This window comes from Ruegeria arenilitoris (assembly GCF_013030985.1).
In the GTDB taxonomy this organism is placed as follows: Bacteria; Pseudomonadota; Alphaproteobacteria; order Rhodobacterales; family Rhodobacteraceae; genus Ruegeria; species Ruegeria arenilitoris_B.
Window position 1 is genome coordinate 18,742 of sequence record NZ_WPYP01000009.1, and the last position, 15,066, is coordinate 33,807.

A 15,066-nucleotide genomic window follows, 5' to 3' on the forward strand; every position below is an offset into this window, starting at 1 on the left:
TCCTTGAGCCCGAAACCAGCGGGTTCGGATCAGGTCCGCAGCGGCAAGTTTTTAAGACCGGAATTTTGGAGGAAAGCGGCTATGCATATCAGATCATTTCTCAATCGCTTCAAAGCGGCCAAGTCGGTGCAGGGCGCTGTTTCTGAGGACATGGACAACGCTTCGGCAGAAGCCCGCAGGGTTCACCCGGTAAAAAAATCCGAACTGACCGCGCTGTTCCAAACCGTTTTGGAAGAAAAACGCGACGATCTTCCGGCCGGGCGCAAGTAGGCAGCGCCTGACCTTCCTGCTCCCCGCATTATTGCGTGACCGGGGACCGTTTCAAACCCGAGATTTTTCGAACTTTTCCCAGGCCGATTGAAACGCCTGAAAATCAAACCCCGGCTGGGTGGCGGCATCCAAGACGATGCGTTCCGTGCTCAGCAGTTTCTGGATCGCGGCCTCAAGCTGATTGACAACGTCCTCTGGAACCACAAGCGCACCATGCCTGTCGGCGTGGATCAGATCACCCGGATTCACCGTCAGTCCAAAAACCGACACCGGCGTATCAATCTCACGCACATGGACGAAGCCATGGCTGGGTCCGACCGAACCGGCAACCACCGGAAAGCCTTCGGGCAGATCGCCGAGGTCGCGCATGACGCCGTTGGTCAGGGCGCCCGACATGCCAAAGCCTTTGTGAACGGTGGTGTTGATCTCGCCCCAATAGGCGCCGATGCAGTTTGGATAATCGACATCCTCGATCACCGCGACCGAGGGCGCAGGCCCTTCGGCCATGTATTTGTAATAGGCCATGCGGCGTTCCCGGATGACCTCTGACGCCTCAGACGGCGGCTGCACCGCAGCAATCTTGGCGGTGCGGGCATAGCCCAAGATCGCGGGCTCGGACGGGGCCGAGCACAGCATCGTGCCGCGGGTGAACGCGTCGAACCCGCGCTTGCCCTGCGCCACCTCGATGGCGTTGCAGACGGTGGGTGTATCGACCTTGCGCAACAGTGTCAGAAGGGACGGTGTCATTTGGCCTCCAGCCAGCGGATCAGGGCCGCTGTGGTATCGTTGGGTTGTTCCAGAGTGGGCAGGTGCCCGGCCTGTTCGATGACTTCAAACCTGCTGTTGGGCAGCAGGTCGTACATGAGCTGGTGCCGCTCGACCGGGCACAAGCCGTCATAGCGGCCGCACAGAACCAGCGATGCGCCGGGATAAGCTTTCAGTGTTTCAGTCTGATCGGGGCGATCCATCAGCGCGCGGGACTGGCGCAGGAACACGTCGGGGCCCAGATCTTCGGCCATCGCCATACACAGGTCCAGAATGGCGCCCTGATTGGGTCCGTCGGCCAGATAATTGGGCTTCATCTCGTCCCGCATCACCTGCCGCAGTTTGCCATCGCGGATGGCTTCCATCTGCGGGCCGCGCCGCTCCTTGACCTCGGGCTTTTCGACCAGAGGATTAGTGTCCAGCAGGGCCAGCCGTTCAACCCGGTCGGGGGCTTGCCGCACAACCTCCATCGCTACGATACCGCCCATCGACAGCCCTGCCAGCGCAAAGACCGGCGGCGCGTTGGCCAAGATATCTTCGGCCATCGCCTGCACGCTATCCTGTGTCGCCAGCGGGAAGGTCAGCAAGGGTCTTGACCCGGACAAGGCGGCAATTTGCGGCTGATACAGCCGCGCATCGCACATCATGCCGGGCAAAAGAACCAGCGGCGTCATGCCGAGGCCAACCTCGCGCCATCGGACAGCGCGGTCAGCTTGGCATAGGCGATATCGGGATCGACCGCGCCAAAGCCCGCAAATGTGCCGAAACCGCAGTCACTGCCCGCAATCACACGCTCAGCGCCGACGATATCGGTGAAACGCGTGATGCGCTGCGCGACCAGTTCGGGGTGTTCGACAAAATTCGTCGTGGTGTCGACAACACCGGGCACCAGAACCTTGTCGTCCGGAATCTCGGCCTTGCGGTCGCGGAACACGGTCCATTCATGCGCGTGCCGCGGGTTCGAGGTTTCGAACAGCACATAACGGGATTTTGTGTTCATCAGGGTCGTGAACACCTTGTCCATGGCGATGTCGCAGCAATGCGGGCCTTCGTAATTGCCCCAGCAGATATGCACGCGCACACGATCCTGCGGCACGTTCTGCAGCGCGTGGTTCAGGGCCTCGACATGCATGTCGGCGATCTTGACGAATTCCTCGTCGGACAGATCGGTGAACAGCATGTGGCGCGAGAGCGCAAGGTCAGGGCAATCCAGTTGCAAATCCAGCCCGGCAGCCACGATGGTTTCATATTCGTCCTTCATCGCATCCGCCAGCGCGGGCAGATACGCCTCGCGCGTGGGGTAGAAATCGTTTTGCAGGAACAACGAGATGACGCCCGGGGATGCGGCATTCATGAACCCGCGTTCGGCACCGTGCTGCGCCATCGCAGCCTTGAGGTTGGCGATGTCCTTCTCCAACTCGCCCTGCCCTTTCGAGCGGACCTCGCCGGTGCATTGCGGGCGAGCATATTGCGGCGTGCCACCGTCATCGGCCAGCCGTTGCAGGAAACCGGGAAACATCTTCAGATCAGCCGGGGCATTGCGCGGGCTGTCGCCCGAAAACCCGGTATAGCGATCCTTGACATAAGTAGCGTAGGATATCTTCGAGGTTTCGCCATCGCTGACGATATCCACCCCGGCCTCAACCTGTTTGCGCACGGTCTCGGACACGGCATTCGCCATGCTCGCATCGAAAGCGGCCTGGTCGAAAGGTTCTTCCCGTTCACGGGCAAAGATGAAATCCACCACCTCTTGCGAGCGTGGCAGCGACCCGACATGTGTTGTCTTTACGGTCATGGAACCTCCGTTAAATCTTGCGTGCCATCAGCACAGTATGGCTTTGGGTCTCGGGATCCTTGGCCAAAAATCCGGTCAGGATCATCCCGTTTTCCTCAAGGCAGGTGGCATAGGCGGCGGGCGAGAGGGAGGCGTGATAGACCGGCTCTCCTCCGACCGTTCCCTGCTCCTCACCGGCGCTGGGGCCGACGGTCAGCATCAGCATCCCACCGGGGCGCAGATGGCGCGCCATGCGGGCGATACAGCCTGTCTGTTCGTCAGCCGTCAGGTGGAAAAAGCTGTTCCAGGCGATAATGCCATCAAATCTCTGATCCAGTTCGAAATCCCGCATGTCTGCCTGCAACCAATCGCCATCGGGCCAGCGGTCGCGGGCGATCTCAAGCATGGCTTCGGAAAAATCGACGCCGGTGACGGTGAACCCTTCGGCCTTGAACCAGCGGGCGATGGGCTCACCAGTTCCGCAACCCAGATCCAGCACGTGATCGCCAGGTTTCAGGCTGGCGGTGAAGCGCGCCAGCCAGCGCGCTTCGAACAGGGCCTTCGAGCGTTGCGCGTCATAGGCCCTGGCCTGCCGTTCGTAGACGGCATGGGTATCGTCCGGATCGACGGTCATCCGGCCCAGGTCGCACCGGCAGGATCGTCGGTGGCCGTGATACGGTACAGGCCCGCCTGCCCGGTCATGGACGCCGCGATTGTGTAGGTTTCGCCGGGCATGACAACCGCAGTATCGCCGTTGGACAAGGTGGTGGAATAGCCATTCACGGTAATGCGCCAATGGCCACTTGCCGGCATCAGAACCACAGGCCTTTCGGCTTTGACCGGATCGTTGACGGCCGAGCCGCGGGTCAGGAAATCAACCTCGAAACCCGGTTTATCCTTGATGATACCGGTCTCACCGATCACCAGCGCGGGTTTGTCCGCCGCCAGCGCCATCAGGTCCCAATACCGCGCCACGTATTTGCCGATCACGGCATCGACGGGCACCTCGGGATAGGCTTTCAGCTCTTCCTCGGTCAGCAGAGGCATCGGGCGCACGTTGTGTGGCAGTTCCTGACCTTTTTTGCTGTCATACAGCACGCCGTTGTCGCCCAACATCAGGCCATGCGCCTGCGCGTCTTCGATCACCTGCGGTGCCCATGTCACGCCGCCACCGGCATCGTCGCCGCCCAGCATCGACATGATCATGCCGTAGTCGTCGCCCACATTCTCGAACCCGCGGAAGATGCCGGTCGGGATGTTGAAGATATCACCTTCTTCGGCAATGAACTCTCCTGCGGTGCCATAACGGCCCCAGAAGAACCGCCAACGGCCTTTGGCGACAAAGAAGACCTCGGCCGTGGTGTGGCTGTGCAGCGAGTTTCGGCATTTCGGAGGTTGCCCCGCCGCGCCGATATTGAAGCCGATCTTGTCGGTGATGTGGACGTGCTGATCGGGGGATTCCGAGACGCCACCACCGACGATGGTGAAGTTCTCTTTTTGGTCGCTGCCCGGGGTGTGGGCGTCGATAAAGGCAGTTTTGCAGGGTTGCAGCTCGCCATAGCGGACGATGCGTTCTTGGATGGTGCTCATTTTAGTCTCCTAACGGGTTTGGTGTTGCAACAGGGTGGTCAGCCCGTTGCCCCGGGAGGGCGGTTGTTCAGCCGCTTTGCCCGCAAAGAGGCCCGGTGGCAGTGATACCGCCGGGTCCCTTCGCTGGTATCAAGAGGGGCAGTCACCAAGGGCATCACACGTCCCCGGTCGCCAGAATAATCTGCTTCCAGACCGCCGTTTCATCGAACAGAGTCCATTCGCGGCGCAGCCTGATGTCTCCGCCGATCAGCTCGCCCCATTCGGCGTGGCTGATGCCCAGCACATACAGCTCGGCGCCAGTGGGCACGCCGAAGGCACCCCAGCCGTCATGCTTGCCATGCAGGCTCCAACGGATGGCGGATCGTGGCGGCATGTTCGGATCGTCGCGCCCGATCTGGTGATGAATGGTGAAAGTCGCACTGGGCATTGCAGCGCGCAGCGACATCCAGAAGCGATCAACCGGCTCACGCCCATGGCCGCTTGCACCGCCAGGGTATTCGGTTTGAACCGCACGGTCGTATTCGCGCTGGACCGCGCCCATATCTGCGCCCATCATCCGGGTCAGAAGATCGGCGTGGCGCTGGCCCCATTCATTGTCATTGCCGCGGCCGGAATACGGACCCTTGATATCGTTGGCAGGGGTCAGCGGTTTGACGCAACTCTCCGGCCCGCCTTCCCGCGCGATCAGATCACGGGCGAAATCCTGCGGGTCGCAGCCCATCTGACGCACAACTGCACCGTTGTCACGGATCAGCCATTCGTCATCGATGGCGTTGTTGCGCGCATGGCAATCGGCCAGAATGCGATAGCGCAGCTTTGCGCCCGTCGCCTGACCGAACATCCCATCACCCAAATGGGTGGCGGTAGACATGATGCGGTGGCTCGAGAGCATCCCCACTTCCGGAGTGCCGGACCATATCACGTCCTCACCCAGAAGGGTGCGATCGGGAAATTCGGCCAGCGTGGCCATTGTCGCTCCGATCACGCCCTGATTGCCGGTCGACACGCTGCCGGGCATCCGCACCACGATATCCGATGCGTAATACTCGTGCAGGGTGGAAATCCCCCTGTCTTCCCAGATCTCTTTGGTGATGCCGATGATGTAGTCCGGAAAATCCCGGAACTTCGGATCGAAGCCCTTCATGTCTCTGTCCTTTGTGGGTTCCACCCTTTGGGCAACCGGGCCGAGGTCCGCACGATCAGCGGCCCGTCGATGGCCACTTTGCGCGGTTTTGCCGTTGTCGGGGTGTCGATATGTTCAAGCAATGCGGTGACGGTTTCCGCCACCATAAGATTGGCGCGTTGTCGGATCGTGGTCAGGTTATAGGCAGGCCACGCCGCGGGCGGCACATCGTCATAGCCCACGACCGACACGTCCTCGGGCACGCGCAGCCCCAGCTCAAAGCGGATCACATCCATCACTGCCAGCGCCATGTGATCATTTGCGACAAACACCGCATCCGGGCGCATGTCTGGCGCAACATCGAACATACGCCGCGCCGCCGCACGGGCCGTTTCCGTGTGAAAGTCGCCGATCTCATGCGCAAACAGGCTCTGGCCACTTTCACTTAGTCCGGCCCGGAACCCGGCCTCGCGGTCGCGCTGGGTCGAGGCACCCTGCCAGCCAGCGATATAGCCGATGCGCTCGTGCCCTCCGGCCAGAAGGAACTCGGCCACCTTGCGCCCGCCCACATAGTTGTCGGATGTGACCGAGGTGATGCCTTCGATATCCTGACTGCGGTTGAACAGCACCACCGGCACACCAGCCTGCTGGCAGCGCATCGCAATTTCCGACGACATCGCGACCGAGGCCAGAATGACTCCATCCACCTGATAATCGAGAATTTCCGCCATCACATCTTCGATGTTCCCGGCCGTCCGTGAGGCCATGAATATCAGGACATGATAGCCCTTTTCCTGCAGCGCATTGGACAGTTTCTCAAGCGCTTCAGGGTAGAAGTAGTTATCCAGATACCCGACGACCAAACCGATGATCCGGCTTTTCCCCGACACCATTGCCCGGGCCAGAACATTGGGGCGATAACCCAGCTCGGCTGCGGCCTTGCGCACCTTTTCCTCGGTCTTCTTGCTGACCGACGCGCCGGGCGTAAACACCCGGCTGACCGCCGATTGGCTGACACCGGCCAGTTGCGCAACCTGAAGTGAGGTAACTTTTTCAGCCATCAGTCTGCCGTCCATCCTCCGTCAATCAGCATCGAGGTACCCGTGACCAACGCCGAGGCGTCCGAGGCCAGGTAGGTCACCGCGCCCATGATGTCCTCGACCTCACCAATCCGGTCCAGCTTGATCTTTTCCATGATCCACGCAGCCCGTTCGGGATTGTCGAAGGTGGATTGCGTCAACGGCGTGCGGATGAAGGTGGGGCACACGGTGTTGATGCGGATGCGCTGCTTGCCCCATTCGATCGCCATGGCTTTGACCATGCCTTCAAGCCCGTGCTTGGTCGCGCAATACAGCGCCCGGTCGACACCGCCGACATGACCCATCTGGCTTGAGATATGGATGATCGACCCCGGCTTGCCCGCCGCCATCAGCGCCTTGGCCGCGTAGGATGACAGGAAATAGGCCGAGCGCAGGTTGACGTTTGTCACTGCGTCGAAATCCTCGGGCAAGGTCTCAATTGCCGGACCATGACGCGCGGTTCCGGCCGAGTTCACCACCACATCAAAGACGCGACCATCGAAAAGGCCACGCAGTGCCTCAAGATCGCTCTGATCCACTACGGCGGCTTCGGCCGACCAGCCTTGCGCCTGAAACGCGGCAACCGTTTCGTTCAAACGATCCGCCCCACGTGCGGCGCAGACCACATGCGCGCCCGCTTCGGCCAGAGCCACGGCACAACCCTGCCCGATGCCCGAGGACGCGCCGGTGACAAGGGCGGTCTTGCCTGCCAGGGAAAACGAAGGGGTGCGGGGCAGGTCACTCATCAGCTCATTCCATCCGGGATATTGATACGCCCCATGTTGCGGGCCTTGTTGAATTCCCGCAGTCGGGCGAAAACGTCAACGCCAAGCTGACGATACGCGTCCAGAAGATCGACCAGTACCCAGTTTTCGCGGATCTTGCCGTTTTCCACCCGCCAGAAATCGAGGCTGCGCATGGTGATCCGCTTGCCCGAGGGCGCGATACCCATCCAGCCATCATGGGTCACAGTCTGGATCATGTTAGGCCAGCCGGTCACGGCGGCATAGTCGCCATCCCCGAAAAAGTGATAGGTGATGTCGTCGATATATTGCCCGCGGTCCGGCATCCCGTTGAGGAACGGAATCTGGTGCCAGTTGCGAAACCCGGAAAACCCGCGCCCGGTACCGATACCCGCCGGGCCGTACCAGTTCATCCGAGGATGCCAGAACCGCTCGGGCTCCATCACCTCCGGCCCGCCCTGCGAGGGGTGCTTCTTCAGGTGTTCAAGCATGTCGATGATGTGCTGGCAGGCCGCCTGCCCTTTGGCCGCATCATAGGGGCCGGGCACAAAACCGTTCTGCGTGGCCGGTCCGGGCACATGCCATTCGCGGCCAAGGCTGGGGGCCATCGGCCAGGCATTCGCCTGCATCATCACCTCGGGGATGTCCCACAGGGCCTGCATCTCGACCACTTTGCCATCTTCGAAACGGTAGAATTCGTGGAACCGCATCGTCACCTGATGGCCGGTCGGCGGGATATCCAGCCACGGCCCGGTGAAGGTGCCGGTATAGTAACCGCCACATCCGACCCAATCGGCCCCATGCTCATCCGGGCCAGCCATGACGATATAGTCGCGGCGTTCCAGATCGGGCCAGGCGGACAGCAGGTCTTTGTAGGCGGTATCGTAAAACGCGTCGCTGCCGGGGCTGTCGCCAAAGGGATGGCACAGCCTGAAAACAGCGTCAGGGGCGCTGACATCTGCCAGCGCCCTGCGCACACCGTCCTCGCTGAAGTCGTACATCGCCGTCCGAAGCGGTGCGATCAGCGATTTGTGATGTGTGTGTTTGTCACTCATTCAGCGGCGTCCCGATAGGGCGCAGGCTCGCCGTATGGTACGTTGATGCCGCCATAGCGACGCACGCGGATGTTGCACTGCTCGGCATGGCCTACAAAGCCTTCGAGCATACACAGGCGCGAGCCATATTCGCCGATCAGAGTCGCCGCCTCATCGGTGACTACCTTCTGATAGCTATGCGTCTTCAGGTACTTACCGACCCACAGACCACCGGTATAGCGGCCCGCTTTCTTGGTCGGCAGCGTGTGGTTGGTGCCGATCACCTTGTCCCCGTTGGAAACATTGGTGCGCGGACCAAGGAACAGCGCGCCATAGCAGGTCATGTTCTCAAGGAACCAGTCGTCGCGGTCGGTCATGACCTGAACGTGTTCGGAGGCGATGTCGTCCGCGACCTGCAGCATTTCATCATAGGTGTCGCAGACGATCACTTCGCCATACTCATCCCACGACACTTTTGCAGTGCCAGCCGTCGGCAAAATGCCCAGAATACGGTCGACCTCCGACAGGGTCTCCTCGGCCAGTTTGCGCGAGTTGGTCAGCAGAACGCAGGGGCTGTTATAGCCATGCTCGGCCTGACCCAGCAGGTCGGTGGCGCACAACTCTGCGTCAGCTGCGGTTTCATCGGCGATGACCATGGTCTCGGTCGGGCCCGCAAACAGGTCGATACCCACGCGGCCGAACAGCTGACGCTTGGCTTCGGCCACAAAGGCGTTACCGGGGCCAACCAGCATATGAACGGGATCGATGGTTTCGGTCCCGATCGCCATGGCGCCGATGGCCTGAATGCCGCCCATGACATAAATCTCATGCGCGCCGCCCAGATGCATGGCCGCAATCACCGCCGCGTTCGGCTTGCCGTTGAACGGAGGGGTGCAGGCGATGATGCGCGGAACACCGGCGACCGAGGCCGTTGCCACGGACATATGCGCCGAAGCCACCATCGGGAACTTGCCGCCGGGAACATAACAACCCACGGACTGAACAGGGATGTTCTTGTGGCCCAGGATCACGCCCGGCAGGGTTTCAACCTCGATATCCAGCATCGAGTCGCGCTGTGCCTGTGCGAAATTGCGCACCTGTTCCTGCGCGAACTTGATGTCCGCCAGTTCACGCTCGGTCAGTTGGCCGATCAGATCGTCGATCTCTTCCTGCGACAGCCGGAAAGAGGCGGGCGAATAGTTGTCGAACTTCTCGCTCAGGTCACGCACGGCGGCATCGCCACGGGTTTCGATGTCTTTCAGCGTGGCTTCCACCACGGCGCGGGTCTTGGCGTCGTCCTCGGCCCGGTCGGCGTCAGACTTACCGCGTTTCAGATACTCGATTGTCATGTTTCCAATCCTCAGTTTTCGGGCCGGGGCGGCGTTTTTTCCCCCCGGTCAAATGCTTCCCAGCCTTCTCCCTGGAACAGATCGACACCCAGCTGCGCCGCGACATGGGCGAAATCGACATTCACCCAGTTGTCGACGATCTTGCCATCGACCACTTTCCAGAAATCCATATAACGGATCTCGACCCGTTTGCCGGTGGGTGCGATACCCAGAAACTCACCCGAATGCGTGGCTTCCTGACGACCAAACGCCGCCGCCCATTCCCCCATGTAAAGGCGCGCCTCGTCGATGCAGGTCTTGTCCGAGAACGCGGCCTGAAACGGGCGCTGCCAGTTGTCTTGAAATTCTTCCAGACCGGTCTTGGTGCCGCAGCCCTGATTGCCCATCCAGCGAAAACCCTGGGCAAAAAACTCACCAATATCGTCGATGCGGTGGTCGTTCAGACCGTCCACCATGGTTTCAATAACACGGCGTGTCTCATCCGTTTTGCTGAGATCCGTGTCGCGGGTCAGAACCGCTTGTTCGGGGCGAGAACCTTTCATGTGTCATGTCCTTTCAGGTTTTACAGGGAAGAGATTGGGGGAAAGGCCCCCAAAGCTCAGAAAATCCCTGGGCATCCTGTTCAGCGCCGGGTGGCGCGACATGGCGTTATGGCGGGCATGGTTGCTCATCAGCCTTTCACCGCGCCTGCGGTCAGACCGCTGACAATCTGGCGCTGGAAGATCAGAACAAGGAAGATCAGCGGCGCAGTGATCGACACGGCGGCAGCCACGGCAACAACCTGATCGGTCGTGGTGGTTTCGCGGTTGAACATACCGACGATGGCCGGAACCATGGTCTGGTTCTGCGCGTCCAGCAGCAATGAGGTCACGAGGATGTCGTTGTAGGCCAGCAGGAAGCTGAACAGCCCGGTGGTGATCACCCCCGGCCACATCACCGGCATAATCACGCGGCGGAAGGCCTGAAAATGGTTGCACCCGTCCACACGTGCGGCCTCGTCCAATTCCGCCGGAATGTTCTGGAAAAATGAACGCAGCATCCAGATCGTGAACGGCTGGTTGATCGCTACAAGCACCGCGATCACCGCAAACGGCTTACCATACAACGTCGGCGCGTTTTCACCCAGAATCGGCGCCAGCCATTCCGACGAGCTGATGAAAACCGGCAGATAGCTGGCGACTAACGCCGAGGGCGGCAAAGCCCGAAAGACCAAAGCAACGATCAGAAGCCAGAAGGCCAGGTTTGATCCTGATCGTGCCAGCCCGTATCCCGCCAGCGTCCCAACCGACAGCGACAAGACAACGACCCCTGTGGTTACGATCAGCGAGTTTTTGAAGTTGTTCGAGAAACCTCGGTCGATCCAGACAGTTTGGTAGTGTTCGGTCGTCAGGCCCAGAATGTCGCGCCCCAACGGTCCGAAGAGGGGGTTCAATACGCTCAGAATAGCAGGCAGGATTACGAAAAATACCACTAGAAAGCCGACGGCGGCAGCGAGAATACCGATCACCCAGCCAAGCCATTCCTGACCTTCCTTTGAATAGGCTTTGATCATTACGGGCATTTTCTTGGACACCAGAGCAATGGTTCCCCAGATCACGGCAATACCTAGGATAATATCAAGCAGCGACAGCCCGTTGCCGTTGGACAGAGTAGTTGGTCCGAAAATCACGTTCAGGGCGTTACTGTCGAAGGCATCAACCGGGGATTTGAAGCTCATCACTGTGATCCAGAAGATCGGGAAGATGGCAACAAGGCACCAGAAAGCCAGAAAGATGTTCGAGGTCAGCCGCAGGCTGAGCGGTTGGCGAAGTGCACGCGAGGACATTCAGTGACCTCCTTTGTGATCGCGCCATGTCCGGCGCAGCGGGAAGATAAGCAGGATGGCAATACCGATCATGGTCAGCATGGCGCTGGCCGAAGCCCGGCTGATCGAGCGGTTGCCCGCCTGATCCGGCACAAGGAAGTCATAAGTCAGCCATTGCAGTGAGATGACATAGCCCTGGCTGGCGAAACCGACGATCTCTTCGAACACCCGGTAGCTGTCCATCAGGTGGATCATCGACACGAAAATGATCAGCGGCATCAGGTGAGGGATCACGATGTATTTCATCCGCTGCCAACGGGTCGCGCCGTCGATCACGGCACTTTCCAGACTGTCCTGATTGACGGTCTGCAGACCGGCATAGAACACAATGGCAGCAAAGGGTGCCACGTGCCACACGCGGTAGAGCATCATCAGGATCTCAATGGTCCAGGCTTGCGCAAACAGAGCGATATCGCGGTTCAGCCACCATTCCAGCAGCGCGGTCAGGATACCATCACCGCGAAATAGCCAGTTGACCGACAGCACACCGATCACCGGGGTGATGATAAAGGGCAGCAAAGAGATGAAGATCACCGGTCCGCGTATCGCCTGAGCGGCGTTGTTGATCATGACCGCAATGCCCAGCCCGCAGACAATGACCAAGGGCAAGGTGATCAGGGTGAAAGTCAGGGTGAACCGCAATGCCTTCCAGAAATCAATCGTTGTCAACGCGCTTATGCTGCCATCTGTGATCGCGCGCCAGGCCCGTTCGGGTTCCAGCACGTTGCGATAGCTTTGCAGCCCGACATATTGCGTCTGGGTGATGACCTCGCCGTGTTCATCCAAGACGGGCTGAGACTTTTCTTCGGTCACACAGGTCTGGGTCAGGAAACCGGGGGTGCAGGTTTCCACCTCGACCGTCTCATAGATCGGCTGGGTGATGTAAAAGCTCTGCTTGAACACGCTGACCAGCGGGAAAGCGATGAAGAGAAGCATCATAAAGACAGAGGGGCCAACAAAGGCGGCAAATGTCCGGAAATTCATGGCTCTGCCTTTCTCATGGTTCTCGAGGGATCAGGAGGGGATGGGAGGGCCGGAGCCCTCCCCCCGGGAGGATCAGTTGTTGACCAGACCTGCTTCTTTCGCAGCAGTCAGATAAGCGGCTTCGATGTCGGCCAGAGTGGTTGATGCGTCTTTTGCACCAGTCAGATAGTCGGCCAGACCGTTGCCCAGCGCGCTGTGCAGAACGCCCATCGGGGCCGACGCAGGGTACGCCTTGGCACCGTTTTCTGCCGACGCTGCGGCACCGGCTGCCAGATCACCCGGCGTGTAGGCGGGGCTCAGCCAGACTGCGACGTCGTTGTTGGCGCTGACCATGTCACCGTCGATGCCTTCCAGAACCAGACGGAATGCGGCATCCGCTTCTTCGTCGCTCATGTTCGCAGCCAGAACGACACCATCCCACCAGATAGTGGTCGATGGCGCAGCCGCACCCATCGGCGCCGATGCCATGGTCACCTTGCCGACAACCTGGCTTTCGGCTTCGTCGTTCATCGCTGCGGCACGGCTGGCCCACAGGTTCGCCATGGCGATCTTGCCCTGCTGGAACTGCTGCTGAACATAGGTCGAGTCGGATACCAGATATTCAGGGTCCATGAACTCGGTCATCGCTTTCATGGTCTCAAGCGCTTTGACGCCCTGTTCGTTGTTGATCGAGGGCATGTTGCCTTCGCCAAAGAACTGACCGCCTTCGCCCATGTACATGTTGACGAATTCCTGAGCCAGGTTCCAACCGGTCTTGAAGGTGCCGCCGATCGGATACTCCATGACGCCAGCTTCCTTGATCTTGGCAGCGGCGGCCAGAACGTCGTCATAGGTCTTGGGCTCTTCAATGCCCAGATCGGCCAGAACGTCGTTGCGGTACATCAGGTGCTGCGCGTTCACCATCATGGCAATCGCCATGACCTTGCCGTCGACCTTGATCAGCTGGTTCGGCAGCAGGTCCTGACCATATTTTTCAACCAGATCATCCAGCGGACGCAGCGAGCCTGCGTTCAGCAGCGGAATCATCGTCTCGTTGGCGACGCCACCAATCTGATACAGCGAGGGGTTTGCAGCAAACGCCTCGGGCTGCTTCTCGCGGAACTCCTGGTCCAGCGAGGCGCTGAAGTTGCCGCATTCGGCCATCGCATCGGTGACGGCCTTCCAGGCCTCGAAGCCAGCCGAGAGCGATTTCAGCGGCACTTCGTTTTCATACGCACATTCGGCCCATACGCCGGTTGCTGCGAGGGACATGGCGCCTGCCATGAAGAGTGATTTGAGTTTCATGCGTTTCTCCCTGTCAGGATCGGTCCGTCGTCGACGTCCGGACCGCTGTTATGCCCGAATGGGCTGTTTGTGGGATTGCTCCCCGATCCGCGCACCGCTTTCAGCTTCAAAGAGGTGACAGATATCCGTTGGCACCGCGAACGACACCATCTCGCCGATCTCGGCGCGGAAGGCTTTGTCGGCCTTGACCGATACCAGCGCGCCACCGACCCGGACCGAGATCATGGTGGCATCGCCCAACAGCTCCAGCGTATAGATCGGCGCGGTGATCTGGCCCTGCCCTTCGGCAAGGCTGGCGTCTTCAGCGCGGAAGCCCAGCGTCATCGGGCCGTCCGGTGCATCGACCGGAATCTCAACATGTTCAGCGCGGAACACGCCGCCCGACACCTGACCGTCCATCAGGTTCATCGCCGGTGAGCCGATGAAGCTGGCGACAAACGTATTCGCAGGACGGTCATAAATCTCGGTCGGGCTGCCTACCTGCTGCACCACACCTTTTTTCATGACCACAACACGATCGGCCAGGGTCATGGCCTCGATCTGATCGTGGGTCACATAGATGGTGGTTACCGCCAGTTCGTGGCTGAGGTTCTTGATCTGCGCCCGGGTCGAAACCCGCAGTTTGGCGTCGAGGTTCGACAGCGGCTCGTCCATCAGGAACACGTTGGGTTCGCGGACGATGGCACGGGCCAGCGCCACACGCTGCCGCTGACCACCGGACAGTTCGGCAGGCTTGCGGTGCAGGAATTCGTCCAGCTCGACCATCGCGCTGGCACGGCGCACCTTTTCGTCATGGCTTGCCGGGTCGATGCCGCGCACTTTCAGCGGAAAGCGGATGTTCTCATAGACGTTCATGTTGGGATAGAGCGCATAGCTCTGGAACACCATCGCCACGTCGCGGTCCTTGGGCTCCAGATCGTTGACCACTTTGCCGTCGACCAGAATTTCGCCTTCGGTCACATCCTCAAGACCGGCTATCATCCGCATCGTGGTGGTCTTGCCGCAGCCTGACGGGCCCAGTAGCACCAGAAACTCGCGATCCGCGATGGTCAGGTCGAAATTGTGAACCCCGACAAAGCTGCCCCAGCGTTTGCCGACGTTGCGCAGTTGAATTTCCGCCATGGTGCCCCCTGCAAGGATTCGCTTTGCATACGTTTGCAAAACTGTATTCTCCAGTAATCATTTCTGGCAAGACTTTTTTGCATAC

The 15,066-nt window shown here is 60.0% G+C and carries 16 protein-coding genes; 1 reads left to right on the forward strand and 15 read right to left on the reverse strand.

Annotation, left to right across the window (positions count from 1 at the left end; all coding sequences use genetic code 11):
• Positions 1-3 precede the first annotated feature (3 nt).
• On the forward strand, positions 4-270 hold the full coding sequence (locus tag GOX88_RS17275) for a hypothetical protein (RefSeq protein ID WP_170404586.1): 267 nt from the start codon (positions 4-6) through the stop codon (positions 268-270).
• 51 nt (positions 271-321) lie between these two features.
• Here GOX88_RS17275 and GOX88_RS17280 read toward each other — a convergent pair whose 3' ends face one another.
• The 15 genes from GOX88_RS17280 to GOX88_RS17350 form a co-directional block, all read right to left on the reverse strand.
• Positions 322-1,017: an RraA family protein gene (locus GOX88_RS17280; RefSeq protein ID WP_170404588.1), complete on the reverse strand. Its 696-nt coding sequence runs from the start codon at positions 1,015-1,017 to the stop codon at positions 322-324.
• Positions 1,014-1,709, reverse strand: coding sequence for an alpha/beta fold hydrolase (locus GOX88_RS17285; protein WP_170404591.1), 696 nt, complete (start codon positions 1,707-1,709; stop codon positions 1,014-1,016). The genes GOX88_RS17280 and GOX88_RS17285 overlap by 4 nt, the downstream gene beginning before the upstream one ends.
• A complete protein-coding gene (locus GOX88_RS17290) occupies positions 1,706-2,830 on the reverse strand; it encodes a cobalamin-independent methionine synthase II family protein (protein ID WP_170404594.1) in 1,125 nt (374 codons plus the stop codon). The genes GOX88_RS17285 and GOX88_RS17290 overlap by 4 nt, the downstream gene beginning before the upstream one ends.
• Positions 2,831-2,840: 10 nt before the next feature.
• The gene (locus GOX88_RS17295; protein WP_170404597.1) at positions 2,841-3,443 is read right to left on the reverse strand and encodes a class I SAM-dependent DNA methyltransferase; all 603 of its coding nucleotides are present in this window, start codon (positions 3,441-3,443) and stop codon (positions 2,841-2,843) included.
• The gene (locus tag GOX88_RS17300; RefSeq protein ID WP_170404599.1) at positions 3,440-4,399 is read right to left on the reverse strand and encodes a cupin; all 960 of its coding nucleotides are present in this window, start codon (positions 4,397-4,399) and stop codon (positions 3,440-3,442) included. Before GOX88_RS17300 ends, GOX88_RS17295 begins: the two co-directional genes overlap by 4 nt.
• Positions 4,400-4,553: 154 nt before the next feature.
• A complete protein-coding gene (locus GOX88_RS17305) occupies positions 4,554-5,543 on the reverse strand; it encodes an ester cyclase (RefSeq protein WP_170404602.1) in 990 nt (329 codons plus the stop codon).
• A complete protein-coding gene (locus GOX88_RS17310; protein ID WP_217354253.1) occupies positions 5,540-6,583 on the reverse strand; it encodes a LacI family DNA-binding transcriptional regulator in 1,044 nt (347 codons plus the stop codon). Before GOX88_RS17310 ends, GOX88_RS17305 begins: the two co-directional genes overlap by 4 nt.
• Positions 6,583-7,347 carry an SDR family NAD(P)-dependent oxidoreductase gene (locus GOX88_RS17315; RefSeq protein ID WP_170404605.1) on the reverse strand — a complete coding sequence of 255 codons (765 nt, stop codon included), beginning with the start codon at positions 7,345-7,347 and terminating at the stop codon, positions 6,583-6,585. Before GOX88_RS17315 ends, GOX88_RS17310 begins: the two co-directional genes overlap by 1 nt.
• Complete coding sequence (locus tag GOX88_RS17320) at positions 7,347-8,399, reverse strand: ester cyclase (protein WP_170404608.1); 1,053 nt, start codon at positions 8,397-8,399, stop codon at positions 7,347-7,349. Before GOX88_RS17320 ends, GOX88_RS17315 begins: the two co-directional genes overlap by 1 nt.
• Positions 8,396-9,727: a histidinol dehydrogenase gene (gene hisD / locus GOX88_RS17325; protein ID WP_170404611.1), complete on the reverse strand. Its 1,332-nt coding sequence runs from the start codon at positions 9,725-9,727 to the stop codon at positions 8,396-8,398. The genes GOX88_RS17320 and hisD overlap by 4 nt, the downstream gene beginning before the upstream one ends.
• An 11-nt stretch (positions 9,728-9,738) precedes the next feature.
• Positions 9,739-10,269 (reverse strand): ester cyclase, encoded by a 531-nt coding sequence (locus GOX88_RS17330; protein ID WP_170404614.1) that lies wholly within the window; start codon positions 10,267-10,269, stop codon positions 9,739-9,741.
• Positions 10,270-10,397: 128 nt separating this feature from the next.
• The gene (locus GOX88_RS17335) at positions 10,398-11,552 is read right to left on the reverse strand and encodes a carbohydrate ABC transporter permease (protein WP_170404618.1); all 1,155 of its coding nucleotides are present in this window, start codon (positions 11,550-11,552) and stop codon (positions 10,398-10,400) included.
• On the reverse strand, positions 11,553-12,575 hold the full coding sequence (locus GOX88_RS17340) for a carbohydrate ABC transporter permease (protein WP_170404621.1): 1,023 nt from the start codon (positions 12,573-12,575) through the stop codon (positions 11,553-11,555).
• Positions 12,576-12,647: 72 nt separating this feature from the next.
• Positions 12,648-13,859, reverse strand: a complete 1,212-nt coding sequence (locus GOX88_RS17345; RefSeq protein WP_170404624.1) for an ABC transporter substrate-binding protein — start codon at positions 13,857-13,859, stop codon at positions 12,648-12,650.
• A 48-nt stretch (positions 13,860-13,907) separates the two neighbouring features.
• On the reverse strand, positions 13,908-14,981 hold the full coding sequence (locus GOX88_RS17350; protein WP_170404627.1) for an ABC transporter ATP-binding protein: 1,074 nt from the start codon (positions 14,979-14,981) through the stop codon (positions 13,908-13,910).
• Positions 14,982-15,066 lie beyond the last annotated feature (85 nt).

Excerpts from the sequence above, each read along its gene's own strand:
- GOX88_RS17335 (WP_170404618.1), bottom strand. The coding sequence starts at position 11,552 with ATGTCCTCGCGTGCACTTCGCCAACCGCTCAGCCTGCGGCTGACCTCG.
- GOX88_RS17285 (WP_170404591.1), bottom strand. The coding sequence starts at position 1,709 with ATGACGCCGCTGGTTCTTTTGCCCGGCATGATGTGCGATGCGCGGCTG.
- GOX88_RS17295 (WP_170404597.1), bottom strand. The coding sequence starts at position 3,443 with ATGACCGTCGATCCGGACGATACCCATGCCGTCTACGAACGGCAGGCC.
- GOX88_RS17300 (WP_170404599.1), bottom strand. The coding sequence starts at position 4,399 with ATGAGCACCATCCAAGAACGCATCGTCCGCTATGGCGAGCTGCAACCC.
- GOX88_RS17330 (WP_170404614.1), bottom strand. The coding sequence starts at position 10,269 with ATGAAAGGTTCTCGCCCCGAACAAGCGGTTCTGACCCGCGACACGGAT.
- GOX88_RS17310 (WP_217354253.1), bottom strand. The coding sequence starts at position 6,583 with ATGGCTGAAAAAGTTACCTCACTTCAGGTTGCGCAACTGGCCGGTGTC.
- GOX88_RS17350 (WP_170404627.1), bottom strand. The coding sequence starts at position 14,981 with ATGGCGGAAATTCAACTGCGCAACGTCGGCAAACGCTGGGGCAGCTTT.
- GOX88_RS17315 (WP_170404605.1), bottom strand. The coding sequence starts at position 7,347 with ATGAGTGACCTGCCCCGCACCCCTTCGTTTTCCCTGGCAGGCAAGACC.
- GOX88_RS17340 (WP_170404621.1), bottom strand. The coding sequence starts at position 12,575 with ATGAATTTCCGGACATTTGCCGCCTTTGTTGGCCCCTCTGTCTTTATG.
- GOX88_RS17345 (WP_170404624.1), bottom strand. The coding sequence starts at position 13,859 with ATGAAACTCAAATCACTCTTCATGGCAGGCGCCATGTCCCTCGCAGCA.
- GOX88_RS17280 (WP_170404588.1), bottom strand. The coding sequence starts at position 1,017 with ATGACACCGTCCCTTCTGACACTGTTGCGCAAGGTCGATACACCCACC.
- GOX88_RS17305 (WP_170404602.1), bottom strand. The coding sequence starts at position 5,543 with ATGAAGGGCTTCGATCCGAAGTTCCGGGATTTTCCGGACTACATCATC.
- GOX88_RS17290 (WP_170404594.1), bottom strand. The coding sequence starts at position 2,830 with ATGACCGTAAAGACAACACATGTCGGGTCGCTGCCACGCTCGCAAGAG.
- GOX88_RS17320 (WP_170404608.1), bottom strand. The coding sequence starts at position 8,399 with ATGAGTGACAAACACACACATCACAAATCGCTGATCGCACCGCTTCGG.
- hisD (WP_170404611.1), bottom strand. The coding sequence starts at position 9,727 with ATGACAATCGAGTATCTGAAACGCGGTAAGTCTGACGCCGACCGGGCC.